This window comes from Bradyrhizobium guangzhouense, assembly GCF_004114955.1.
Taxonomy (GTDB): Bacteria; Pseudomonadota; Alphaproteobacteria; order Rhizobiales; family Xanthobacteraceae; genus Bradyrhizobium; species Bradyrhizobium guangzhouense.
Genome location: NZ_CP030053.1, coordinates 2,796,117 through 2,819,145 on the forward strand (window position 1 = coordinate 2,796,117; position 23,029 = coordinate 2,819,145).

Sequence of the window (23,029 nt, forward strand, 5' to 3'; positions counted from 1 at the left end):
CCGCTGTCATCAGCGGCGCCGTTGTCTTTTGCCGTTCCTCCTACAGCGGGAGCCCTTCGCCGAAAGCCGGGCGCCTTTAACTCTTCCAATTTCCAATTGTTGCTATTTGTTTCCAATCTGAAATAGATGGTTTGCTTCCCAGCACCACCTGCCTCCTTTTGATTTGAGCCTTCGTGCCGATCGATTTTGCATTCCAGGCGATGGCCGCACGGTCGGATCGCGCGCCGGCGCGCTGGCGACGCCCGCTGCTGCGCTGGCTCGATGGTGTGGAGGCAGGCTGGGCCGTGCCGCTGCTCATCGCCTGCTTCGTCGCAAGCTGGACGCTGTATCTTGCCATCGCCTATGCCGGTAGCGGTCTGCACCCTGACACGCTCGAGGCCTGGACGCTGGGGCGGAATTTCGCCTTCGGTTATCACAAGCATCCGCCGTTGATGGGCTGGGTCGCAGCAAGCTGGACCTTCATATTCCCGGTCAGCGACTTGTCGCTGCAACTGATGGCGATGGCGAACGCGGGGCTCGCGCTGTTCTTCGTCGATCGTGTCGCGCGGCAATTCGTCACCGGGCACAAGCGCATCCTGGTGCTGCTGCTGTTGATGCTGACGCCGGCCTATCAATTCCACGCCCAGCGCTTCAACGCCAACTCCGTGCTGCTGGCGACCTGGCCGCTGGCCACATGGTGTTTTCTGCGTGCGTTCGAAACGCGGTCCGTGTTCTGGGCGGTCGCGGCCGGATGCACCGCGGCGCTGGCCATGGTCGGCAAGTATTATTCGGTTTTCCTGGTCGCGAGCTTTGCGCTTGCTGCGCTGGCGCACCCCTCGCGTCGCGCCTATCTCACCTCGGCTTCGCCCTGGATATCGGTCGTGAGCGGGTTCGCGGTGCTGTCGCCGCACATCTACTGGCTGGCGGCCACGGGGGCGTCGACCTTCAGCTACGCGCTGGCCCATGCCGGCGGCAATGCCATCAGTTCGCTCCATGACGTGAAGAATTTCCTGCTTGGGCTCGTCGCGGCCATGGGCGTTGCCGGGGGGATCTGGGTGCTGATCTCAGGCACGCGCCTGAAACAGTTTCCGGCCGACTTCGCCGCGATGAGCCCGGGCCTTCGCCTTCTCTTCTACGTCGCCATCGGCACGATCGTCCTGCCGGTTCTGACCTCGCTCGCGATGGGCACCGACCTGCCGTCGCTCTGGGCCTTGCAGGGGCTGTTTCTGTTCGTCGTGCTCATCGTCTGCGGCGCCCGCTACCCGATCGAGCGCTTCTACACCGTCAATGTCACGATCATTGTTGCAGGTGTTGCGCTGGTCGCCATCCTGGTCGTGGCCCCCATCCATGCCGTATATCGCAATATCAACGGCTACGAAGAGGGGCGGAATTTCTACGCGCAGGCCGCAAGCGAGCTCACCCGGCAATGGCACGAGTTGACCGGCGAGTCGCTCAGGGCCGTCAGCGGCGACGATTCGCTCGCTTTCGCCACCGCCTTCTACAGCCCCGACCATCCGCACTACGCAAGGCCGTTCGAGTACCAGTACAATTGGGGGCTGCCGCGCAAGACCACGCTCGATCGCGGCTGGGCCGCACTCTGCTTCAAGGGCCAGGACTCTTGCGCTCGCTGGATGGAATGGGTGTCCGCGCGCGCCGGGACATTCGTCCGGCGGGAATTCACCGTGCAGGCTTCGCTGTGGGGCCGACCCGGCCTGTCCAGGGAGGTGGTCGTGCTGATGGTGCCGCCGCAGGCGAAGGGTGGGGAACCGCCGAAGAGCGCCGCACAGGACTTCAGCGCCAGCAAGCGCGGTTTGGACTAGAGCCGTCTCTCAGCAGTGGCTGTCGCGAACCTGCTCGAGCCCTTCGCGGGCGAAGGGCGGATCGACTGCGGCTTGTTCAGCGCGCGACGCCACGGGCTCGGTGCGCTGCCGGTTCGATTCCCGGCGTTCGTCGTGCTGTTCCAGTTCCATTGAAGCGGCCTCTCGAATTGCTGCGGGACAACATCGGGACGGCTTCGATGTTCCTCACACGATCGGGCGATGATGCGGTTTGAACATGCGTCCCTTTTCCACGACAAGCACGATCGCGAGCGCCGCAAGCGTCGACAGGAAGAAGCCGATCGAGAACGGCAGCAGCGTGCCGTCGAAACTCTGGCCGATCGCGGTGCCGACCACGATGCCGATCAGCGTCGTGATCGAGCCGTAGAGCGAGGAGGCCGTGCCGGCGATATGGCCCTGCGGCTCCATCGCGAGCGCAGTGAAATTGGCGACCATCATGCCGAACGAGAACATCATCAGCGCCGACAGCGCCATGAACAGGGCGAGCGGCAGCACGCCGAGGATCTCGGTCAGCAGCATGACGCCTGACACTGCAGCATAGAGCGAGAGCGCGCCGTGGGAGATCACGCGCATGCCGAGCCGCCCGACCAGCCTGGAATTGAGAAATCCCGCGACGGCGGTGCCGGCCGCGATCGCGGCGAAGGCGAGCGGGAAGTAATGGCCGAGATGATAGATCCCGGTGAAGACCTGCTGCGCGGAAAACACGAAAGCGAACAGCGCGCCCATGACGGCGCCGGCAGCGGTCGCATAGCCGATGGTCTGGCGATTGGTGACGGTCTGGCGGAACGCCGAGAGCACGTCGGCGGGCGCAAGCGACCTGCGCTCCGCCTCGGGCAGCGTCTCCGGAAGCCGCCACACGCTCCAGGCCAGCGCGATGATGCCGTAGAGCATCAGCACGACGAAGATGCCGCGCCATTGCGTCACCAGCAGCACCGCCTGCCCGAACGAGGGCGCGATCACGGGCACGGCGATGAAGATCATCATGGCGAGCGACATCACGCTCGCCATGCGGCGGCCGGCATAGCAGTCGCGCACGATCGAGGTCGCGATCACGCGCGTTGCCGACGTACCGAGCCCCTGAAGCGCGCGGGCCAGCAGCAGAGTCTCGAAGGAGGGCGCCGCGACCGCCAGCACGCTCGCCACCGCATAGACCGCCATGCCGCCGAGCAGCACCGGCCGGCGTCCGAACCGGTCCGACAACGGGCCCATGATGAACTGGCCGGCGCCGAAGCCGATCAGGAAGGTCGACAGCACGAGCTGGAGATGGTTGGCGTTGGGAATGCTGAACGCCGCCCCGATATTGGGCAGCGCCGGCAGCATCATGTCCATCGCGAGCGGATTCAGCGCCATGATGGACGCGATCACCACAACGAATTCGGGAAAACCCATCGGACGGTGTCCCGAGGACACCCATTCGTCGGCATTGACGTCGGACAAGCAGCTCACCTCTGATTCCAGAGGCCATATCTAAAGCCCATGCTGCGTCGCACAACCCATGTTTTGGGATGGCTGTCCGGCGGGGCCGGGGACGGACAAGACCTGGCGAGGTCCCGGTCCCGCGGCCGCGAGCCGGATGCAACCAAGGATTCACCATAACGGCGGGGATGGCCTCTCAGGGAGATGAATCCGCAACGCATCCTGTTCAGTGTGGCCCGACCAGACGCTGGTCAGGCGCCGGGGGAACTCGAGGACAGGGTACCAAGCGTGTCGGACATCACGGGGACAGCACGATGGTCGGGACCGTCGGCCGATATGGCCGGGGGACGCAACGTCTGGCTCGCCTGCCTGATCGCGCTGGTGGCGCTGCTGGTATCAGTCAATCTCGCCAACGATGCCGCGATCGACATGAATTACGGTTGGGACGTCCGCGTCAATTGCGCCGCCGTGGATGCGCATGCCGATGGGCTCGATCCCTATTTCGTGAAAAACCTGAAGGGCACAAGGCTCTCTTATCCCTATCTGCCGGCGACGCTGGATGCCTTTCGTCCGCTCTGCGCGGGCGGCTTTCTGGTCGGTCACTACCGCGGCGTCTATCTCGCCCTTGCCATGCTGTGCAGCCTGTTGTTGCCCGGGATCGGCCGTCCCCGCCATTGGCGCGACGTGGCACTGAGGGGACTGTTTGCCCTCGGCGCGTTCGTCGGCTTTGAATGGGTGCTGGCATCGGGCAATTTCGCGATCCTCGGCGGCGGCCTCACGGCAGCAGCGCTTGCGCTGCTGCTTCGCTCGGCAAGGCCCGACGATCGACACGATGCCCTCAGCCTCGCAGGGGCGGCGCTGCTCGGCCTCGTGATGTCGTTCAAGCTGGTGTTCTGCCCGGTGCTGGCAGCGCTCTATTTCCTGCCGCTACCGCGGCGGCGGAAGCTGGTTCTGATGACGGTTGCGGGTCTCGGCTTCGCGCTGCCGATCCTGGCCTCGGTCGCCTTCTATCCAAACCTGTTCTCGAGCTGGTTGCTCGCGATATCAGGCGGCATTCCCGGCCAGCATTCGGTCCAGATCGAGGAAACCAATCCGTCACTGCTGCTGCTGGCGCAAAGCATCGTGGACCATGCTGGGCTTCCCGACAGCAAGCCGCTGGTGTTCGCGATCTACGCGCTGACGGCAACCGCGTTCGTGCTCGCGCCGCTCGGCTGGTTGCTGCTGCGCGCGATCGGCACCGGCGAAGGATCGCTGCCTGAACGACTCGACCGCTGGCTGATCGACCATCCGCTAGGAGCAATGCGCATCACCGTACTTGCGATGTACGGCCTCTATCTCTGCTCACCGCGTTTGAAGGAATATGCCTTCTTCGAGCTCGCGGTCTACGGCGCCGTCCTGATCGTCGATCTTCCGGCGGCAGCCCTCGCCGGCGTGCTGACCATCGGCGTTGCCGTCCCCACGCTGGTCTCGCTCGCGGGGATGTCGATCGAAGGCAACTTCATCCAGATCGCGGTCGCGCTGGTGTGCTTCTGGATCATGCTGCGGACGCAGTCGGCCGCGCCAGGGCAGCACAGCTCTTGCGAGCCGAGGGATTTTAAGTCCCTTGCGTCCAGGCGATCGACCTGTATCAGGGAGCTTTAGCTAGCCAAGTGGCAGTCGTTGCGATTTGTGCTATAATTGATCCATGCCTCTCCAAAAGAAGTCCTCCGCCAAGAAGCGCGTTGCCAAGGTCGTCATTGGCCGCGAACGTTTTGCCAAAATCAGCGCGGTGGAAGGCATCATGCCCTCAGAAGCAATGCGACAACGAGTGGCCCGATTTGACCGCCTTGGCCTGTCCGCGGCGGAACGGCGCCGCGAAATCATCAAGGCTCACAAGAAGGGCTAGGCAGCTCCATGTATGATGCCGTTGAGGACCCGTATTGCTATCCGGGCACAACGGTTCTCAAGAACAAGCTTGGCCTTGAAGCCCGGAAGGACCTCGATGCGTTCGAAGCCGAAATTGTGGCTCAACGGGCCGAGGAAGCTCTCCCGATCGGCAAGCTTACATACGCGCACTACCGAGCCATTCACCGGCACCTGTTTCAGGACGTCTATGATTGGGCAGGAAACATCCGCACGGTTCGAATCTCAAAAGGGGGAAGCATGTTCTGCTACCCCGAGAGCATTGACCGGGAGATGTCGACGCTCTTCGGTTCGCTCGCTCGACAGAAGCAGTTCAAGGGGCTGACAGTTGAGGTGTTCGCGATGCGAGCGGCCCACTTTCTTGCCGAGCTCAATGCGATCCATCCGTTTCGCGAGGGGAACGGCCGGACCCAGCTAACGTTCCTGACGCTGCTGGCTGAGACCGCCGGACACCCCCTGGCGATAGAGAGGCTCGATCCGGACGAAGTGATGAAGGCGATGATCGAAAGTTTCGGCGGAGAGGAGAAGCGTCTGGCCGACGTGATTCTTGATCTCACTCACTGAACCAAGGCCGCGTGCATGTGCATTCGGAAATCTGGTTTCGCTGGTGCGGGCAGCCGGGGTCGAACCGGCACAGCTCTTGCGAGCCGAGGGATTTTAAGTCCCTTGCGTCTACCAATTTCGCCATGCCCGCTTGATCCAACGAGATCAAACACTTAAGTCCCGTCCAGCGGTCTGGAGCTGGCGCTTTCGGCCCGGACTGGGGGTTCTTCCTTAAGCGAGCCGGCGGCACAAGGCAAAGCCTCAATCCGGACATCTGGCCCTGCTTTAGGCATTCTCAACTCACGGGGACTATGCATCCGGCATGACTGCTTCGTTTTCCTCTTCGCTGCGCGCCTGCTGCGCGGCTGCGGCGCTGGTCGTGGCCGGCTTCGCGCTGTCAGGCTGCGCCAGCGTCAGTGAAACGATCGCTCCAGCCTTCGCCGATCCCGCACGATATGATCTGTACGACTGCAAGCAGCTCGAGACGGAGCGGAAGGCGATGGCCCACCGAACCGAGGACTTGCAGCGACTGATGGACAAGGCCGAGACCGGCACCGGCGGCGCTGTCGTCGCCGAACTTGCCTATCGCAACGATTACATCACCGCCCGCGGTCAGGCGCAGATGGTCGAGGACGTCTGGCGCCGCAACAAGTGCCGAGAAACCCCGCCCGATGCGACGCCGGCGAGCGCATCGCCGCAGCGGCCGGACATCAAGCCCGCCCCGAAACGCTAGGACGCTGCCGCTGCTCTCGCGTCAGGGCCGCCAGCCGTAGATCCAGTCCTGCCGCGCCAGCATGCGCTCAGGTCCCAGCGCGCGGATCACCAGATCGCGCGCGAGCGCGAGGGGACCGCCCAGATGATAGATGCGGCCCTGTTGCTGCGCGGTCTGCTGCACCTTCCTGACACGGGCCTGACGCGCACGACCGTACTGGGTCAGCGCCGCGGTGATGCCAGCGGTATTTTCGGCCGTCTCGAGGCTCAGATGCCGCGCGAGCACGGCCGCATCCTCGATCGCCATGCCGGCGCCCTGCGCGGCAAACGGCAGCATCGCATGCACGGCATCGCCGAGCAGCGCGACCGGGCCCTTGCTCCAGGGGCATCCATCGGGCACGCCGAACAGCGCCCATTTGCGCCAGCTGTCGACGGTGGCCAGCATCATTCGCGCCGTCGGCGGCCAGCGCGGCGCGGCGAAAGCCTCCATCACCTCGAACGGATCGCCCGGCGTGCTCCAGCCCGGCCTGTTCCAGGTGCCCGGCAGCACCGCCACCACGTTGAGCTGCCGGCCGCCCGCGATGGGGTAGGCGACCAGATGCGCGTTCGGGCCCATCCAGAGCTGCACCCGCCGCGCCGTGAAATCCTTCGGCAATTGCGTGGCGTCCAGCGTGCCGCGCCAGGCGATCAGGCCGGAGAAGCGCGGCTGCACCTCGGCAAACAGATGCTGGCGCACCGTCGACCAGATGCCGTCGGCGCCGATCAGCGCACTGGCGAGATCGCTGCGACGGATGGTGCCGCTGCGATGGACCACCGTCAGTCCCTTGGCGTGAGGCGCGACATCCTCGAAGGTCGCACCCAGCTTCAAATCGATATCGGGATGGTCGGCGGCCGCGCCCGCGAGCGCCGATTGCAGGTCGGCGCGGTGCACCACCCAATAGGGGGCCCCGGCGCGCGCGGAGGCCGCCTCACCGAGCGGCATGCGCAACAGCTCGCCGCCGGCGCGCGCGCTCATGATCGAGACCGCGTCCGGGACCACGGCGCGCAGCTTGAGCCGCTCGGCGAGGCCAAGCTCGACCAGCACGCGGCTGGCATTGGGAGAGAGTTGCAGGCCGGCGCCGACCTCCTCGAGCCGCTCCGCCTTTTCCAGCACGACGATGCGAAACCCGCGCTGCGCCAACGCAAGCGCAGCCGTCAGTCCCCCGATCCCGGCACCGGCAATGACGATCGTTCGCGGGAGGGCCACCCCTGACCGAAGGGACCGGTCAGGCCACCTTGTCCTTCAGCACGCATTCCGGCGGGCGGGCTTCGCCGGCCTTCAGGTCTGCGGCGAAGCGGTACAGCGTCGAGCAATACGGGCAGATGATCTCGTTGTCGTTGCCGAGGTCCAGGAAGACGTGCGGATGATCGAACGGAGGATTGGCGCCGACGCACATGAACTCTTGCGAGCCGATCTCGATGACGGGGACACCGGCATCGTTATGGAAGTGCGGGACGACATGGTCGGACATCGTAGTTCATCCTGGAGTGGCAATGGCGGCAGACACAATCAGCAGTGACGCGGCATATTATCGGCGCCGCGGACCATACTGATGGGTGCATGTGATTGCTAGCCCGGCGGAACCGAAAGGTTCGCAATTGCCCCATGCTCATTTGCTCATGCAAATTCGACACAATCTTGTCGCCTCAGAGAAGCCCTTCTTTCGTCGGGGACGTTGTGTCGCAATTTTGGCATACTATCTCTGTGGGCACGCGAAATTGCGACGAAAGACGAAGCGTCGGGCGCAAATGATTCTGCAAATGTCCAGGCTTTCAGCATGAAGTGGCTGCGAATCAGCTCTGCATTGGCAGGAATTGCTGCATGCAGCCTTGTGCTCGCGCAGGTAGCACCGCATGCCCGGCAGGCCGGCGCCGTCCTCGCCGCCCAGGACGATCCGGCGGCGCTGTCCGAACTCGAGCTGGACGCGGCTCTCGCGAACAACGATCACCTGGTTCAGGACAATATCGAGGCTGCGCTCGAGGCCGGCGATGCCGATCTCGCCGACAGCTTTGTCGCGCTCGCGCGTGACCGCAACATCGCGCTGCCCGACGGCCTGCTGAGCCGCGTCAGCGATGCCGTCAAATCCGAAAATTCCACGTCGCATTTCGCCAAGCGCTTCGCCACCGGTCTCGTCACCGGCAATGCCGACGATGTCGCGAGCCTGTCGGGGACGGTCGCCGGCGATCTCTTCGTGATCGGCGACATCAGGGACGTCGTGCGCGAGGGCAAGCATCTGGCGATGGGCGAGGATACCGATCGCCTGGTGCTTGGTCTCGCCACCGCGGGTCTTGCGGTGACGGCGGTGACCTATGTGTCCGCCGGCGGCGCGGTGCCGGTGCGCGCCGGACTGACGCTGGTGAAGGATGCGCGCAAGGTCGGGCGGCTCGGCGAGGGTCTCGCCGAATGGGCCGGCCGGTCCGCGCGCGAGGTGGTGGACACGCCGATGCTGCAGAATGCGGTCGCCTCCGGCTCGGTGCTGCGGCCGGGTGAGACGGTGAATGCGATCAAGGCCGCGTTCCGCGTCGAGAAGGCCGATGCGCTGGTCCGGCTCGGCAAGGACGTCACGCGCGTGGCCGAGAAATCAGGCACGCGCGGCGCGATGGATAGCTTACGCATCGCCGAGGGCCCCAAGGATGTCGCGCGCGCGGCGCGGCTGGCGGAAGCGCAAGGCAGCAAGACGCGCGCGATCATGAAGGTGCTGGGGCGAGGTGCGCTGCTGCTCGTCGGCGGCGCGTTCGATCTCACGCTATGGCTCTTTGGCGCGGCGCTGACTCTGTTCGGCCTGTTGTCCTCGATCAAGGCGACCACCGAGCGCCTCACGCAAGGATGGTGCGATCGCAGACGGGCCCGGCGGCTCAGCCGGGCGCAGTCAGCTGCCGAAGCCGCGCTGGCAAAGACGGCCGTCACCGCCTAAGATCAAACCTCTCCTGAAACATTGCGGACCTGCTGATGCCGAGCTTTCACAACGGCGCCGTCGAAATTGCCTATCTCGACGAAGGCGAGGGCGAACCGATCATCCTGGTGCACGGCTTTGCCTCCAGCAAGAACGTGAACTGGGTCTATCCGACCTGGGTCTCGGAGCTGCGCAAGAGCGGCCGCCGCGTCATCGCGCTGGACAATCGCGGCCATGGCGAAAGCGCCAAGCTCTACGATCCCGCGCAATACTCGATCCCAACCATGGCCGGCGACGTGCTGGCGCTGATGGACCACCTCGCCATCCCGCAGGCCGACATCATGGGCTATTCGATGGGCGGGCGGATGACGGCCTGGCTCGGCCTCAACGAGCCGCAGCGCCTGCGCTCGGCGATCCTCGGCGGCATCGGCATCGGCGGCCTGATCGAGGGCACCGGGCCCGGCGAGAACGTCGCAGAGGCGCTGGAAGCGCCGTCGCTCGACGACGTCAGCGATCCCGTCGGCCGCACCTTCCGCGCGTTTGCCGATCAGACCCGCTCCGACCGTGTGGCCCTTGCGGCCTGCCTGCGCGGCACGCGCGAGCTCATGACCAGGGAAGAGGCCGCGCGGATCGACGTGCCCGTGCTGGTCGCTGTCGGCTCGACCGATGACGTCGCGGGCTCGGCCAGCGCGCTCGGGGCGATCATCCCGGGATCCGAAGTGCTCGATATTCCCGGCCGCGATCACATGCGTGCGGTCGGCGACAAGGTCTACAAATCGGGCGTGCTGGATTTCCTGTCACGCCGCGGGTGAGGCATGATCCGGAAATGTGTAAAGCGGATTTCCTCGCGAGAAACGCGGAACGCGTTTGCGCGGAGATCATGCTCAAATGACAACCCAAAGCGCGTTCTTATCGCGCTTTGGTCTCGTCGTCACTGAGCGCGCGAAACAGCGCCATCAGCACCACGAAGGTCGCGACCCACACCATGCGCGCACCATAGCGGTCGTGCGGGCCCGAGATCACGCCGCAGATGAAGGCATTGCCGAGCAAGGCCAGCGTCACGGTGGCCGCCAGCAACGTCAGGTCGTCGAGCCGGCGTTGGGCGAGCGCGTGTCCGAGCAGGACGAGCAGCCCCAGCATCGAGACCAGGGCGACCGGGACGTGCAGCCAGTTGACGTAGTCGAAATTGAGCTCCCAATTCTGCTGACGTGCCGCACGCATAGCCGCGACCTGCGCAGGAATGTAGCGTTCGATGATGCCGTAAGTGTGCGGAATCCAGACGCTGGCGCCTTCGCCGGTCGCCACATGCAGCAATTGCTGCCCCGTTGCCCGCAGTGCGGCCCAGGCCTGCCAGGCCGGATACTCGGCGAGCGATCGCTCGACGATCGTGCCCATCTCGTCGTCGAGCCCGTCGAAGCGGCCGAGCGTGTTGAACATGCTCTTGCCCCACAGGAATTCGTCGGCCGTCGCCGGCAACTCGTTGCGATAGGGACAAAGCTTGAACTGTTCGTGCGGGCAATGGTCGTTCAGGAAGCGCGCAACGATGCCGTCCTGCATCATGCGGCCGAAGGCGACGCCGGTGCCGCCGGGTGTCCACGCCCATTTGCCCGACAGCGCATGGTTGGCCGCGATCAGCATCAGGCTGCCCGCGACGATCGTCAGGCTCGCCTGGGCAAGTCCTGACATCGGCAGACGAGGCCCAAGCAACGGCCGCGCCATCCAGCCGACGACGCAGAGCCCGAGCAGCACGCCGAGCGTGGCGCTGTGAGTTGCGGCCGCAAAGGCGGTAAAGACGAACAGCGCGGCTTTCTCGGCCCAGGAGATGCGACTGCCGCCGACGATCAGCAGAAACAGCGACAGCACCGATAGTCCGGCGAAGATGTCGGTGAGCAGCATGCTGGCAAGCCAGGGCAGCGCCGTCGACAGGATCAGCAGCAGGCTGATGGCGGCGAAGCGGGCCGTCTGCATCATCGAGAGGACGCGCAAGGTGAGCTGCAACAGCCACAGCGTGACCAGCGACTGGACCGCGAGGTTGATCCAGAATCCGGAGCTCTCGCCAAAGTGGAGATAGATGCCGAACACGGTGGAGCGGCTGGGGACGAGATAGCCTTCGTACCAGCGCGCCAGATAGCCGCCGGTATCCCATTGCAACAGCGGATAGCCGTTCCAGAACGCCGGCGCGATCATGAGGAGAGGCAGGGCCACCGCCGCCAGCCGCAGCCAAAGCGTACCCGCGGCGCGCGCGCGCAATTGTTCGGTGGTGATGCTCAAAACGGCTCCGTGGTCTTGCGGACCATGCCTCCAATAAGGGTCGGGACGAAATTCACCAATAGTTTGACGCTGCCCGGCTTGAATTTGGCAAGACTCTGACCATTTCAAGCCGACCCTGCCGCCTGGGGGCGCCAGAAGAAGCTGTTGTGTTTCAACGCGTTGGCATGTTTCCCTGGGGCAAGGCCCTGTTCACTCTCAGGCAAGCCCGTCAGGACTTTGTCGCCTACACTGTGCTATAAGACCAGCAAAACCAGCCCATTCCAAAGAGCAGATCCCAGAGAGAAAATCATGGCAGTGCATCAGGTCAATCCGGGAGGAAAGCTCGCTTCGCTCGATCCGATCTGGGAGCGGATTCGCGGCGAGGCGGAGGACATCGTCCATCGCGAGCCCGAGCTTGCAACCTTCATCTACTCGACGGTGCTGCATCACAGCCGCCTCGAGGATTCCGTGATCCACCGCCTCGCCGACCGGCTCGATCATTCGGCGCTGTCGGGCGATCTGGTGCGCCAGACCTATGACGAAGCCCTGCGCGACGATCCCGATCTCGGCAATGCCTTCCGCGCCGACCTCGTCGCCGTCTACGACCGCGATCCCGCGACCTCGCGCTTCATCGATCCCTTGCTCTACTTCAAGGGCTTTCACGCCATCCAGACCCATCGTCTCGCGCACTGGCTCTATCTCAAGGGCCGCAAGGATTTTGCGTATTATCTCCAGAGCCGCGCCTCCGCGGTGTTCCAGACCGACATCAATCCCGCCGCGCGCATCGGCCGCGGCATCTTCCTCGACCACGCCACCGGCTTCGTCTGCGGCGAGACGGCCGTGATCGAGGACGACGTCTCGATCCTGCACGGCGTCACGCTCGGCGGCACCGGCAAGGAGAACGAGGATCGTCATCCGAAGATCCGCCATGGCGTGTTGATCGGCGCCGGCGCCAAGATCCTCGGCAATATCGAGATCGGCCATTGCGCGCGCATCGCGGCGGGCTCGGTCGTGGTGAAGCCCGTGCCGCACAACGTCACGGTTGCCGGCGTACCGGCGAAGGTCGTCGGCGAAGCCGGCTGCGCCGAGCCGTCGCGCACCATGGACCAGATGATCAACGCGATGGGTCTCTGAGCGTGCGTGCCTGAGGGCCGGATTTTCCGGCCCTTTTCGTCCCCAAATTCTTTGCCAATTCATGCTGGCGGTTCGCCGCATCTCGTCCTAAAACCCGCCGACCAATTTTGATCGGAGACTTGCCGTGGACGTCAAAGAAGTCAGAAAGCTGGACGCGTATCTGAAGCGCGTATTCGGCAATCCCAAGATCCGCGTCGTGCCGCGGCCGAAGAAGGACGATTCCGCCGAGGTCTATATCGGCGAGGAGTTCATCGGCGTGCTGTTCGTCGATGACGAGGATGATGATCGCTCGTTCCAGTTCCAGATGGCGATCCTCGAGGACGATCTGGTCGACCAGGAATAATTTTCGACAGCATCATCGCGGGCTCAGCAAGGTCCTCGCTCGCTCTCTCGTGTCCCGGACGCACTGCAACGCTCTTGGCGTTGCAGTGCAGAGCCGGGACCCAAAAGCCACATCACGCATCTCGGCAACATGGGTCCCGGCTCTGCCGCGCACCATCGAAGGGACGCTGCGCTGCATCAGGGGGCACGAGATCGCGTTTTGGGCACAACTGCATCAACGCCGTCATTGCGAGCGCAGCGAAGCAATCCAGAATCCCTCCGCGGAGACGGTCCGGATTGCTTCGCTGCGCTCGCAATGACGGAGAGTATCTCGCGACCGCCGTCGCGGCCCGATAACTCTATCTCTTCGCCAGAATGCGCAGCCGCGCCGTTGCGTCGGCGACCGTGATACCCTCGGCGTCCATGAGTTCGGCCTGCACGACCATGTCGCGCTCGGTGTGCTCCGTCACGCGCGCCCGTGCCGTGATGGCTCCGACCGCTGCCGGCTTCAGGAAGCGCGTATCCAGACTCCTGGTAACGACGGTCAGGTCGGACGAGAGCTTCGCGAGCGCGCAAACTCCGGTCGCAGAGTCCAGCATCGCCGCCAGAAACCCGCCCTGGATCGTCCCGTGCCTGTTGGTGAACGCGCTCTGAGCATCAAAGCGGATCAGCGCGTGCCCGGCCTCGTCGAAGCCGAGCCATTCGCGTCCGAGCAATTGGGCGCCGGGTGGTAGATTCGCTATTGCGTCGCTCACATCGCTCACCCCGGGGTTTTTTCCTTGAAGGCGAGGGTACCAAGCAGTCGATCCGGCGCAAGGCCTGGCGGCACTGACGCCATCGGCAACAATCCGTGAGTACAGCGCGTGACCGCGCCGATCCAGAGTGGCGCGCCCCAAGATCATTCCGTCGATGTGCACGCAATGTCTTTTGATATGTCTCGCCTGACCGGGAAGCACTCGGCTGTCCGTGTTGAACCGGCCGCCGCTCGTCCCATATCCCTTTCATGAAAACAGTGCTGATCTCCGGGGCGGGGATCGCAGGGCCGACCCTGGCCTATTGGCTCAAGCGTGCCGGCTATGCGCCGACCCTGGTCGAGCGTGCGCCTGCGCTTCGACAGGGCGGCTATGTCATCGATTTCTGGGGACTGGGTTACGACATTGCCGAGCGCATGGGGCTGCTGCCGGCGATCGAACGCGCCGGCTATCATGTGCGCGAGATGCGCATCGTCGACGACGATGGCCGGCGCGTTGCCGGCTTCGGAACCCGCGTGTTCGACGAGCTCACGGGTGGACGTTTCATCACGCTGGCGCGAAGCGATCTGTCGCGCTTGCTGTACGACGCGATAGGCGGTTCCGTGGAGGTCGTCTTCGATGACGAGATCGTTGCGCTCGAGGAGCGGCCCGACCACGTCGCCGTTCGTTTGCTGCGTGGCGGAGAGCGCCGCTTCGATCTCGTGGTCGGGGCCGACGGCCTGCATTCGGCGGTGCGGCGTCTTGCCTTCGGGCCGCAACAGGCTTTCGAACGGAATCTCGGCTATGGCGTCGCCGCGTTCGAGATTCACGGCTACGACAGACGCGATGAGAATATGTATCTCATGTATACCCGGCCGGGTCGCATGGTCGGGCGCTTTGCTTTGCATGGCGATCGAACGCTGCTCGTTTTCATCTTTGCCGACGATGCCCGTCGATTGCCCACGACGCTTGCCGATCAAAAGGCGACGCTGCGCGAGATCTACCGCGATGCGCGATGGGAGTGGCCGAACCTCCGTCAGGCGCTCGAGCGCTGCGATGATCTCTATTTTGACCGCATCAGCCAGATCAAGATGGACCGTTGGGCACGCGGACGCATCGCTCTGATTGGCGATGCGGCCTTCTGCGTGTCGCTGGCGGCCGGGCAGGGCTCGGCGCTGGCCATGATCTCCGCTTACGTGCTTGCTGGTGAACTCGCCCGTGCCGGCGGGAGCTATCAGGACGCATTCAGCGCCTACGAGACCCGGTTGCGGAGCTACATTGACGCCAAGCAACGCGGAGCGGAGCGCTTCGCCGCGGCGTTCGCGCCGAGGACCTCGTATGGCCTGTGGTTTCGAAACCAGGTGGTCAGGGCGTTCTCATTGCCGGGCGGAGCAAGACTTGCCGTCGGCCGAGAGCTCGCGGACAGGGTGGATCTGCCGGACTATGGCTGGGACGAGCAATGAGGGCGAAGATGGGGCTATCTCCACATCGTCATTGCGAGCGAAGCGAAGCAATCCAGAGTTTTTCCGCGGTGGGATTCTGGATTGCTTCGCTTCGCTCGCAATGACGGATGATAGGCCGGAGGGTCGCGGAGGCTGTTTCCTCACGCCTCTATTTCCTTGCCAGAATTCGCAATTGTGCCGTGATGGCTCCGACCGCCACAGGCTTCAGGAAGCGCGTGTCCAGACCCTTGGTGACCACGGTCAGGTCAGGCGAGAGCTTCGCGAGCGCGCAAACTCCGGTCGCGGAGTCCAGTATCGCCGCCAGAAAGCCACCCTGGATTGTCCCGTGCCTGTCGGTGAACGCGCTCTGAGCCTCAAAGCGGATCAGCGCATGTCCAGCCTCGTCGAAGCCGAGCCATTTGCGTCCCAACAGTCGGGCGCGAGGTGGAAGATGTTCCGCAGCGTCGATCGCGCCGCCTCACCGCGCGTGATGTGTTGGCGACGAGCCTATCAGCCGATCCGTGTTGCGCAAGCACGGGCGCATCGAGACCACGCTCACAGACCGCTCACCGTCTTCGTGATTCGCTCAATCGCCTTTTGACCATCCGGGTCGGAGGGGGCCAATTCGGAGAACTTTCTGAAATCCGCCAATGCGCGTTGCGGATCGTTCTTCCGTTCCCATGATATGCCGCGGTTATAGAATGCCATTGCGTAGTTTGGATTGAGCCGGACCACCTGGTTCAAATCCTCGATGGCGTAATCGTATTCGCCTTTGGCGTTATAGGCGGCGCCGCGATTGTTGAACGCGTCGAAGTGGCCCGGATCAAGCCGGATCGCCTGGTTGAAATCTTCGATGGCGCGGTCGAATTCGCACTTGGCGTTATAGATGTTGCCGCGGTTGTTGAATGCGCTTGCGTAGTTCGGATTGAGGCGGATCGCCTCGCTGTAATCCTCGATGGCGTGGTCGTATTGGCCTTTGCTTTTGTAGGCGATGCCGCGGTTGTAGAACATATCCGCGCGGTTCGGCTTGAGCCGGATTGCCTGGTTGTAGTCCTCGATGGCGCTGTCGTGGTCGCCTTCGGCGTCATAGGCGGAGCCGCGATTGTAGAACGCATCTGCGTGTTTCGGGTTAAGCCGGATCGCCTGGCTGTAATCCGCGATGGCGCGGTCCCGCTGGCCTATGTTGCCAAAGGCATTTCCGCGGTTGTTGAAGGCGTGTGCGTAGTTCGGATTGAGCCGGATCGATTGGTCGTAATCCTCGATGGAGCGGTCGTATTGGCCTTTAGCAAAATAGGCGTTGCCGTGGTTGAAGAACGCCAATGCGTAGTTCGGATCTAGCCCGATCGCCTGGCTGCAATCGGCAAGGGCCTTGTCGCTGTCGTGCTTTCCATTCCACTCGGAGCAGCGATTGTTGAAAAGGGCAGCAAGCTGACGATCGCCATATTGGCCTGAATCGATCGCGCGTGTGCACGCGTCTATTGCCTCTTCGCCAGATGCCTTTCCACAAGTGTATACATCGTCGGCTGCGGCGGGCGTCGTCGCCAACCAAAAGGCCAGAGCCGCCAGCGCGGACAAGGCAACAGCCAGAGGCAGCAGCAACACCCTCAACCTCGACATCGGAACCCTCGGGACAATTTGCCCTATATGTCGTCTTTCCCAAGCATGAGGTTCAGGCCGGCTGACGAACCCCCACCCGCATTCCAGCCCCCGAAATGCAATAGCGTCAGATTATCCGCAGAATGGCCGGATGCAATTTGTCGTCTGTAATGTCAGTCACATGACTGGCAGCCGCGCCACTCAAGTCATGCTTTACATGATGCCATCATGCCATGTTTCGGCCGACGGGTCAAGAAAAAATTCGTAAAAGACGAATTATCAAAAATCAGAAACGGTGACGGGCGCCCCGGCTACTGTGCATGGGGTTGTTTTCGAGTTTTGCGTCGCGGCCGGGTTCAGCCCTTCGGCCCGTGCAGCTGCGTGGTCAGCCTGTCCATCGCGCCCGCGACATCGCGCCATTGCGACAGCCAACTGCGCGGAAAGCGGAAGGTGAGATCGGCGCCGCCGACGCGGCGCTCGGACAGGCACATGCCGGGCGTCGATGCATCGCGCGTGCAGCGGGCGGCGAGTGCGGGCGCGTCTGCCGAAAACAGATCCTCGCTGCCATAGGGCGTGTCGCTGCGGAAGGCGCGCATCGTCAATCCGTCCTCCGGCGCCGTTGCGGACAGCTCGAGATAGCGCGGATAGATCGTCGCCATGCGCTGCTCGGGCGAGAGCGCATCGTGATGCGCCGCGATCGACAGGAAGATGCGGTCGATCGGCTGCATCGCCGTGTCCACGGTGTCGGCGGTGACATGCGTCGGTCCGGTCGGTGCGTCCAGCGAGGGATAGAGGAAGTCGAGATCGATGCGCTCCTGCGGCCCGGAGTGCCGCTGGATCTTCATCCGGATCGCGGTAACAGGCAGATTGAACAGCGTGCCGCCGACGCTTACGGGCAGCTTGTCCGGCGCGTCCGCGCCGCCCGTGTTCCAGGTCGGCCACAGCAGATAGGCAACCAGCGCGACCGCGCTCGCTGCGAACACAGAGGTCAGCGCGATCGGGACGAGATGGGTCCGGGCCCGCGTCTTTGCGTTCATCCTGGCGTTGGTTCCGGAAGAGCGAGGGGAGGTTGCAGAAAACACCGTCATGACGTCGCAAATGGGTCCGAGGTCGGTCGGCCGTTGGCCGACGAATCACCGGCGAATATGCCACGCTGCTGCGATGTCGCGGAAGGTTCCGGGCTGCAGGGAAGGCGGAGGGCTCTGCCCGGGCCGGGCGGCCCCGTTAACCTTCGCTTAAGGATAATGTAGCGTTAACCGGCACTATTTGTCACAGGAAAGCTCCTCGCGTTGCGTATGGGCGGACTGTTCCGATGACACCTGAAGCTCTCAACACCTTCTTCTCGATCTGCATCGGCTTTGCGCTCGCGGGCGCGCTCGCGAATGGCTATCAGGCGCTGTCGCAACGGCCGGCAGGTTTCGGATTGTTGCAGGAGGGCGTGGCGCCGAAGACGTTTGCGGCCGTGCCGTTCCTGGTGTTCGCGGCGCCCTTCATCATCATGCGCAATACGCTGCGCGGCATGCGGCTCGAAAGCCGCCGCTTCGAGTTCGTGATGGTGGCGACCGTCATCGCCGGCTTCTGGAGCATGATGAGCGGCACCTTCTTCCTGATGACGCTGCGCGCGACCGGCGTGCTGGGCTGACGCCCTGCACGGCTGCGCGGTGGCCCTTTGCCTCCGTGCCGTCGTTTCGCTATGGCTTGGGCTGACGTGACAGGAGACCTCCATGGCGATCTACGAGCTCGACGGGCAGGCGCCCGATCTTCCTTCTGACGGCAATTACTTCATTGCGGAAACCGCGACCGTGATCGGCAAGGTGCGGCTGAAGCCCGGCGCGAGCGTGTGGTTCGGCGCGGTGCTGCGCGGCGACAACGAGTGGATCGAGATCGGCGAGGGCGCCAATGTGCAGGACGGCTCGACCTGCCACACCGACCTCGGCTTTCCGCTTCTGATCGGCAAGAACTGCACCGTCGGCCACAACGTGATCCTGCACGGCTGCACCGTCGAGGAGGGCGCGCTGATCGGCATGGGCTCGATCGTCATGAACGGCGCGAAGATCGGCCGCAACAGCATCGTCGGCGCCGGCTCCGTCATCACCGAGGGCAAGGAGTTTCCCGAACGCTCGCTCATCATCGGCTCGCCGGCGCGCGTCATCCGCACGCTCGACGACGCCCAGGTGCAGAAGATGGGAAGCGCCGCAAGGTTCTATGTCGCCAACGGCCCGCGCTTCAAAAAGGGCTTGAAGCGGATCGGCTGATCCGCGCTCCGGTTCCATCTGCTTTGCTCCTGCCGTAAAAATACCGGCAGGTATTTTAATCCTCCGCTAGCGCAGTTGCGGCTATCGTGCCCCTCTTTCAACCAGGGAGAGCGGCGCCATGGACGCTGCAGGGCCACAGTCCGGTCTCGAGGCCGTCATCCGGCTTTTGAAGAAATTCTTTCGCTTCGCGCGCGGCGCCGACACGCTCAGCGTCGCCGAGAAGGTCTACAGCATCGCCGGCCTCCTCGCGATCGTCACCACCTTCCTGCTCGTGATGTCGGTCCAGACCGTCCGGTTGCAGACCACCTATCGCCGCATGTACGCCACCTCGGCGGAGGCCGCGATCAGCATCGGACGTATCAACGCGATGATCTACGCCATCGTGATGGAATCGCGCGGCATCTACATGTCCGGCGATCGCGGCGCGATGAAGCAGTTTGCCGATGGGCTCGTGCGTCGCAACCATGAGCTCGCTGACGCGGTGAAGGGCCTTGAGCAGACCGCCGGCGACGACGATGCCGATCAATTGGCCAGCTTCAGCCAGCGCATCGCGCAGTTCATCGAATTCCGCCAGGAACTGGTGCGGCGCGGGCTCGAGATCGGCCCGGCCGCCGCGCGCGAATGGGGCGACAATGACGCCAACCGGACGCTGCGGAACAAGCTCAACGTCGACCTCGAGGCGCTCGAAAGAATTTATCGTCAACGGGCCCGGGAAGCCGACGAGCTCGCCGACACCAACCGCTACGCGGCGGCCTATCTGTTCATGCTCGGGCTCGCGGCGCTCTATCTCGCCGGCCTCAACGTCGTCGTGATGCGAAGATCGGTGGTTGGGGCGCTGGCCGAGATCACGCGGGCGACCGACCGGATCGCGGACGGGGACGTCAAGAGCGAGGTGCCGCACCTCGGCCGTCACGACGAGATCGGACATCTTGCGCGCGCCGTGCAGCACTTTCGCGACGCCGTTGCGCGCATCTTCGAGCTCGAGGAGCTCGAGCTCGGCACCGCGCAGGCGCGCGATGCGGCGATGACCGAGCGCGACAAGTTCAACGACAAGTACCAGGCCAAGAAGTGGCAGCTCTCGGCCGCGATCAACAGCATGCCGCAGGGCCTGATCATGCTCGATGGCAAGGCGGCGGTGGTCGCCATGAATGCCAACTATCGCCGGATCTACAATCTGCCCGAGACGATCCAGGCCGGCTCGACTCTCGAGGAAATCCTGCAGCACCGGGTCAAGAGCGGGTTGTTCAGCGGCGATGTCGTAAAATATGTCGGGGCCGTGCGCGATCGGATCGCCAAGCGCGAGCCAACGGCTTACGAGATCACATTGAACGACGGCCGTATCATCAAGATCTACGAACGGCCGATGGACGGCGGTGGTTGGGTGTCGGTTCAGGAAGACGTCACCGAGCAGCGCCAGCGCGAACGCATCCTCGAGCGGATGGAGCGTTTCCTCGCCACCATCATCGAGAACGTCGCCGAGGGCATCATTGCCAAGGACGCGCGCAATCTGCGCTACGTCTTCGTCAACAGGGCTGCCGAGAAGATGATCGGGATGTCGCGCGCCGAGATCATTGGCAAGACCGCGCGAGAACTGTTCTCCGCGGACGCCGCCGCATTGATCGAGAAACGCGACCAGCAGCTGCTTGCGCAGAAGCAGCAGCTCGAGCCGATCGTCGATACCATCGACAACCCCGCGCGCGGCCGCCGCGTGATCTCGGCTCGTCGGGTCCAGATCGGCGGCGCTGGCGAGGAATCCCACATGTTCGTGACCATGGTCGAGGACCGGACCGACACGATGGTGGCTGCCGCATAGCAGCCCGCGGCGCGCATCGACGCGTCAGCTTCCCTCGGATTCGCGCGCTTCGATTGCGCCTGCGGCCTTCTCGTGGCCGGCGGCCCACAGCGCGTGCTCATCACTGCCGTCCGAATAAGGATTGGCTTCGGCGGGGATGTGCTCGCGTGCTGCGCGCTCGCCCTCTGCAAAGGGATCGCGGTCGGTCATCGTGCTCTAGCCTTTCTGGTCCGGGAGCGCATGGGCGACTTGTCTGTCACGCCATCGGCGCGCGCGCTCTTGCGCAGGGCGTCCCGGAGGTCGATGGGAATGCCGTGCTTCTTCAGAAGGTCGGCGAAAGCTTCATCCGCGAGCTCCTGAAACGTCGCCATCCTGTCGCGTCCCAATTGCTTCAGCTTGTCGAAAGTGTCCTCGTCGAACGCGATCAGTTTGCGCATGATCTTGGTTGCCCTTCCTGTTTCAAGCTGATGTGAGGGGATTTGTTCCGGAACCTGTCTTTGCTGCAACCGTTGATCGGGCAGGGAGATTTTTCAATGACCCGACCGCCCGCAAGCGCTTCGATCAGGACGTTGATCGTCATCGTCAGCCTCGCCGCAATGCCCGCCGTGTCGTTCGCCCAGACGACCGGCGGTGCGACCGGATCGACCGGCGGCCTCACCAATGCGCCGGCGCCGCCGCCCGGCACCAACAGTCTGGGCACGGCGCAATCCTCCGGCGCGAACACCGCCCCCGGCGTCACCACCGGGGCGGCCTCGGGCACCAACCCCGATGCCGACGCCACGGTGAGCGCCGAGAACCGGCTGCTCGACAAGAAAATGAAAAGCATCTGCCGCGGCTGCTGACGCTCGCGTGGAAGTGAGCCGGTCCGTCTATCATCGACGATCGAGTGACATTAGCTTGGTTCCCGTTTTGAAGTGTGGAGTGTTTCCACGCGGAGGGTGAGTTTGATGTTACGCAAGATGATCATGGCCGCAGTCGCCGTTGCAGCGGTCGGTCTCGCAGTGCCCCAGGCGCAGGCGTTCGGCGGTGGGCATGGCGGTGGCGGCCATTGGGGTGGCGGTGGCCATTGGGGTGGTGGCTGGCATGGCGGCGGCTGGGGCCACGGCTGGCACGGCGGCGGTTTCTGGCCGGGTGTCGCGATCGGCGCCGGCATCGCGGGCGTTGGTTATTACGGCGCCTATGGTTACGGCTACCCATACTATGGCGAGTACTACGGCGTCGGCTACGAGGACTATGGCGCGCAGTGCTACCCCGTGCGACAGCGCGTGATGACGCAGTGGGGTTGGCGCGTCCGCCGTGTTCAGGTTTGTGAATAGAGGCCGCTATTTGGACCGGTGCTCAGCCGAGGCACCGGAATACCGCTGAATTAAAAAACAAGGCCGTTGACGCAGTATACCGTCAACGACCTTGCCAGCCCCGGATATTGAAATCGGCTCACGCCATCCGGTAGAGGCCAGCATGACGCGGAATCATACGGGCGAATGTGATCCAGTTCACATCTGGCGAAAATAAAAGGCGAAGGCGCGGGATCCAATTAGCCGCGCGAGCGTTTGCGGGCGCTGGCATGAACGCGGTGGCGCGCCGGTTTCCTTGAGGTGACCGAGGGGGCGTCGGCGTCGGTTGACCGGACGCTGGCAAAGGATTGTCGCAACCCCTCGATGGACTCGTTCAGACCGGCGACCTGATCCGACAGGCGTTTGGTGTCGGCCTGCTGCGAGGCGAGCAGCTTCTTCATGCTCTGAAGCTGGTCCTGCACGACCTGGAGCTGGTCGATCGATTCCTGCTGTGTCGCCTCCAGTCCCTTGGTCTTCTCGACCAGCTGCTCGGAGGCCTGCGCCGCGCGCACCTGAAGCTGCCGCGAGGCGACCACCCGGTCGGTCTCGGGCGCAGCGCCAGTATAGGCACGCCAGATCGCGATCGAGGTGACGCCGGCGATCAGCAGCAGCAGCGCGGCAGCCGTTAACGCGATCGGCTGGGCGCCGAGCCGAAGGAGGGGATTGGACGGTGTGTCCTCTGCGAGATCGATCATCGCTGACAAAACCCAAATTCAAACTTGGTGAGTGGCGAAGAGCGGCAGCACAAGAACGCAGCACAAGGCGGCCGGGGGTCCCGAAAGTGTTACTGTTCAGCAACAATTGGGACGAAAAGGTGGCCGCCTGGGGAAAAAGCGTGGGTCGAGCCGAGCT

The 23,029-nt window shown here is 63.8% G+C and carries 26 protein-coding genes and 1 tRNA gene; 14 read left to right on the forward strand and 13 right to left on the reverse strand.

Annotation, left to right across the window (positions count from 1 at the left end):
* The first annotated feature begins 200 nt into the window (after positions 1 to 200).
* Positions 201 to 1,799, forward strand: a complete 1,599-nt coding sequence (locus XH91_RS13410; RefSeq protein ID WP_128954832.1) for a glycosyltransferase family 39 protein — start codon at positions 201 to 203, stop codon at positions 1,797 to 1,799.
* A gap of 9 nt (positions 1,800 to 1,808) precedes the next feature.
* Here XH91_RS13410 and XH91_RS38810 read toward each other — a convergent pair whose 3' ends face one another.
* Positions 1,809 to 1,949 carry a hypothetical protein gene (locus tag XH91_RS38810; RefSeq protein WP_164934192.1) on the reverse strand — a complete coding sequence of 47 codons (141 nt, stop codon included), beginning with the start codon at positions 1,947 to 1,949 and terminating at the stop codon, positions 1,809 to 1,811.
* Positions 1,950 to 2,003: 54 nt separating this feature from the next.
* Positions 2,004 to 3,254: a multidrug effflux MFS transporter gene (locus tag XH91_RS13415; RefSeq protein ID WP_128951040.1), complete on the reverse strand. Its 1,251-nt coding sequence runs from the start codon at positions 3,252 to 3,254 to the stop codon at positions 2,004 to 2,006.
* Between the two features lie 267 nt (positions 3,255 to 3,521).
* On the opposite strand from XH91_RS13415, the gene XH91_RS13420 reads away from it, so the two are divergent.
* Both XH91_RS13420 and XH91_RS13430 read left to right on the forward strand, forming a co-directional pair.
* Entirely contained in the window at positions 3,522 to 4,874 is a 1,353-nt protein-coding gene (locus tag XH91_RS13420) for a hypothetical protein (RefSeq protein WP_245477321.1), read from the forward strand.
* Positions 4,875 to 5,126: 252 nt separating this feature from the next.
* Complete coding sequence (locus tag XH91_RS13430) at positions 5,127 to 5,699, forward strand: Fic/DOC family protein (protein ID WP_128951042.1); 573 nt, start codon at positions 5,127 to 5,129, stop codon at positions 5,697 to 5,699.
* A 41-nt stretch (positions 5,700 to 5,740) separates the two neighbouring features.
* Here XH91_RS13430 and XH91_RS13435 read toward each other — a convergent pair.
* Positions 5,741 to 5,829, reverse strand: a tRNA-Leu gene (locus tag XH91_RS13435).
* 171 nt (positions 5,830 to 6,000) lie between these two features.
* Between XH91_RS13435 and XH91_RS13440 the strand changes: the two genes are divergently transcribed.
* Entirely contained in the window at positions 6,001 to 6,411 is a 411-nt protein-coding gene (locus tag XH91_RS13440; RefSeq protein WP_128951043.1) for a twin-arginine translocation pathway signal, read from the forward strand.
* Positions 6,412 to 6,432: 21 nt separating this feature from the next.
* Here XH91_RS13440 and XH91_RS13445 read toward each other — a convergent pair whose 3' ends face one another.
* Positions 6,433 to 7,635, reverse strand: a complete 1,203-nt coding sequence (locus tag XH91_RS13445; protein ID WP_128951044.1) for an FAD-dependent monooxygenase — start codon at positions 7,633 to 7,635, stop codon at positions 6,433 to 6,435.
* Positions 7,636 to 7,654: 19 nt separating this feature from the next.
* Positions 7,655 to 7,900, reverse strand: coding sequence for a zinc-finger domain-containing protein (locus XH91_RS13450; protein WP_007602543.1), 246 nt, complete (start codon positions 7,898 to 7,900; stop codon positions 7,655 to 7,657).
* Between the two features lie 306 nt (positions 7,901 to 8,206).
* On the opposite strand from XH91_RS13450, the gene XH91_RS13455 reads away from it, so the two are divergent.
* Positions 8,207 to 9,343 carry a hypothetical protein gene (locus tag XH91_RS13455; RefSeq protein WP_128951045.1) on the forward strand — a complete coding sequence of 379 codons (1,137 nt, stop codon included), beginning with the start codon at positions 8,207 to 8,209 and terminating at the stop codon, positions 9,341 to 9,343.
* Positions 9,344 to 9,378: 35 nt separating this feature from the next.
* A complete protein-coding gene (locus tag XH91_RS13460) occupies positions 9,379 to 10,134 on the forward strand; it encodes an alpha/beta fold hydrolase (protein WP_128951046.1) in 756 nt (251 codons plus the stop codon).
* A gap of 97 nt (positions 10,135 to 10,231) precedes the next feature.
* Here the strand turns inward: XH91_RS13460 and XH91_RS13465 are convergent, their stop codons facing one another.
* Positions 10,232 to 11,593 carry a hypothetical protein gene (locus XH91_RS13465; RefSeq protein ID WP_164934196.1) on the reverse strand — a complete coding sequence of 454 codons (1,362 nt, stop codon included), beginning with the start codon at positions 11,591 to 11,593 and terminating at the stop codon, positions 10,232 to 10,234.
* 288 nt (positions 11,594 to 11,881) lie between these two features.
* Here XH91_RS13465 and cysE point away from each other — a divergent pair, with 288 nt between their 5' ends.
* Both cysE and XH91_RS13475 read left to right on the forward strand, forming a co-directional pair.
* A complete protein-coding gene (gene cysE / locus XH91_RS13470; protein WP_128951047.1) occupies positions 11,882 to 12,706 on the forward strand; it encodes a serine O-acetyltransferase in 825 nt (274 codons plus the stop codon).
* A gap of 124 nt (positions 12,707 to 12,830) precedes the next feature.
* On the forward strand, positions 12,831 to 13,049 hold the full coding sequence (locus tag XH91_RS13475; RefSeq protein WP_007602550.1) for a DUF3126 family protein: 219 nt from the start codon (positions 12,831 to 12,833) through the stop codon (positions 13,047 to 13,049).
* Positions 13,050 to 13,386: 337 nt separating this feature from the next.
* Here the strand turns inward: XH91_RS13475 and XH91_RS13485 are convergent, their stop codons facing one another.
* Positions 13,387 to 13,782, reverse strand: coding sequence for a PaaI family thioesterase (locus XH91_RS13485; RefSeq protein ID WP_245477322.1), 396 nt, complete (start codon positions 13,780 to 13,782; stop codon positions 13,387 to 13,389).
* A 248-nt stretch (positions 13,783 to 14,030) separates the two neighbouring features.
* Here XH91_RS13485 and XH91_RS13490 point away from each other — a divergent pair, with 248 nt between their 5' ends.
* Entirely contained in the window at positions 14,031 to 15,221 is a 1,191-nt protein-coding gene (locus XH91_RS13490; RefSeq protein ID WP_128951049.1) for an FAD-binding domain, read from the forward strand.
* Positions 15,222 to 15,369: 148 nt separating this feature from the next.
* On the opposite strand, the gene XH91_RS13495 is transcribed toward XH91_RS13490, so the two are convergent.
* From XH91_RS13495 to XH91_RS13505, 3 genes are all read right to left on the reverse strand, one after another.
* The gene (locus XH91_RS13495; RefSeq protein WP_245477323.1) at positions 15,370 to 15,630 is read right to left on the reverse strand and encodes a PaaI family thioesterase; all 261 of its coding nucleotides are present in this window, start codon (positions 15,628 to 15,630) and stop codon (positions 15,370 to 15,372) included.
* Positions 15,631 to 15,755: 125 nt separating this feature from the next.
* Positions 15,756 to 16,802 (reverse strand): tetratricopeptide repeat protein, encoded by a 1,047-nt coding sequence (locus XH91_RS13500; protein WP_164938286.1) that lies wholly within the window; start codon positions 16,800 to 16,802, stop codon positions 15,756 to 15,758.
* Positions 16,803 to 17,152: 350 nt separating this feature from the next.
* Positions 17,153 to 17,884 carry a hypothetical protein gene (locus tag XH91_RS13505; protein WP_128951052.1) on the reverse strand — a complete coding sequence of 244 codons (732 nt, stop codon included), beginning with the start codon at positions 17,882 to 17,884 and terminating at the stop codon, positions 17,153 to 17,155.
* A gap of 224 nt (positions 17,885 to 18,108) precedes the next feature.
* Here XH91_RS13505 and XH91_RS13510 point away from each other — a divergent pair, with 224 nt between their 5' ends.
* The 3 genes from XH91_RS13510 (at position 18,109) to XH91_RS39245 (ending at position 20,864) form a co-directional block, all read left to right on the forward strand.
* The gene (locus XH91_RS13510; RefSeq protein WP_128951053.1) at positions 18,109 to 18,438 is read left to right on the forward strand and encodes a DUF6949 family protein; all 330 of its coding nucleotides are present in this window, start codon (positions 18,109 to 18,111) and stop codon (positions 18,436 to 18,438) included.
* A gap of 82 nt (positions 18,439 to 18,520) precedes the next feature.
* Entirely contained in the window at positions 18,521 to 19,051 is a 531-nt protein-coding gene (locus tag XH91_RS13515) for a gamma carbonic anhydrase family protein (RefSeq protein WP_128951054.1), read from the forward strand.
* A gap of 118 nt (positions 19,052 to 19,169) precedes the next feature.
* Positions 19,170 to 20,864: a PAS-domain containing protein gene (locus tag XH91_RS39245; RefSeq protein WP_206736864.1), complete on the forward strand. Its 1,695-nt coding sequence runs from the start codon at positions 19,170 to 19,172 to the stop codon at positions 20,862 to 20,864.
* 24 nt (positions 20,865 to 20,888) lie between these two features.
* On the opposite strand, the gene XH91_RS38815 is transcribed toward XH91_RS39245, so the two are convergent.
* Positions 20,889 to 21,053, reverse strand: a complete 165-nt coding sequence (locus XH91_RS38815) for a hypothetical protein (protein ID WP_164934198.1) — start codon at positions 21,051 to 21,053, stop codon at positions 20,889 to 20,891.
* Complete coding sequence (locus tag XH91_RS13525) at positions 21,050 to 21,280, reverse strand: hypothetical protein (protein WP_128954836.1); 231 nt, start codon at positions 21,278 to 21,280, stop codon at positions 21,050 to 21,052. Before XH91_RS13525 ends, XH91_RS38815 begins: the two co-directional genes overlap by 4 nt.
* A 96-nt stretch (positions 21,281 to 21,376) precedes the next feature.
* On the opposite strand from XH91_RS13525, the gene XH91_RS13530 reads away from it, so the two are divergent.
* Together XH91_RS13530 and XH91_RS13535 are read left to right on the forward strand one after the other, a co-directional pair.
* The gene (locus XH91_RS13530; RefSeq protein ID WP_128951055.1) at positions 21,377 to 21,685 is read left to right on the forward strand and encodes a hypothetical protein; all 309 of its coding nucleotides are present in this window, start codon (positions 21,377 to 21,379) and stop codon (positions 21,683 to 21,685) included.
* A 105-nt stretch (positions 21,686 to 21,790) separates the two neighbouring features.
* Entirely contained in the window at positions 21,791 to 22,159 is a 369-nt protein-coding gene (locus XH91_RS13535) for a hypothetical protein (protein ID WP_128951056.1), read from the forward strand.
* Between the two features lie 218 nt (positions 22,160 to 22,377).
* Here the strand turns inward: XH91_RS13535 and XH91_RS13540 are convergent, their stop codons facing one another.
* Positions 22,378 to 22,872, reverse strand: coding sequence for a hypothetical protein (locus XH91_RS13540; RefSeq protein ID WP_128951057.1), 495 nt, complete (start codon positions 22,870 to 22,872; stop codon positions 22,378 to 22,380).
* Positions 22,873 to 23,029 lie beyond the last annotated feature (157 nt).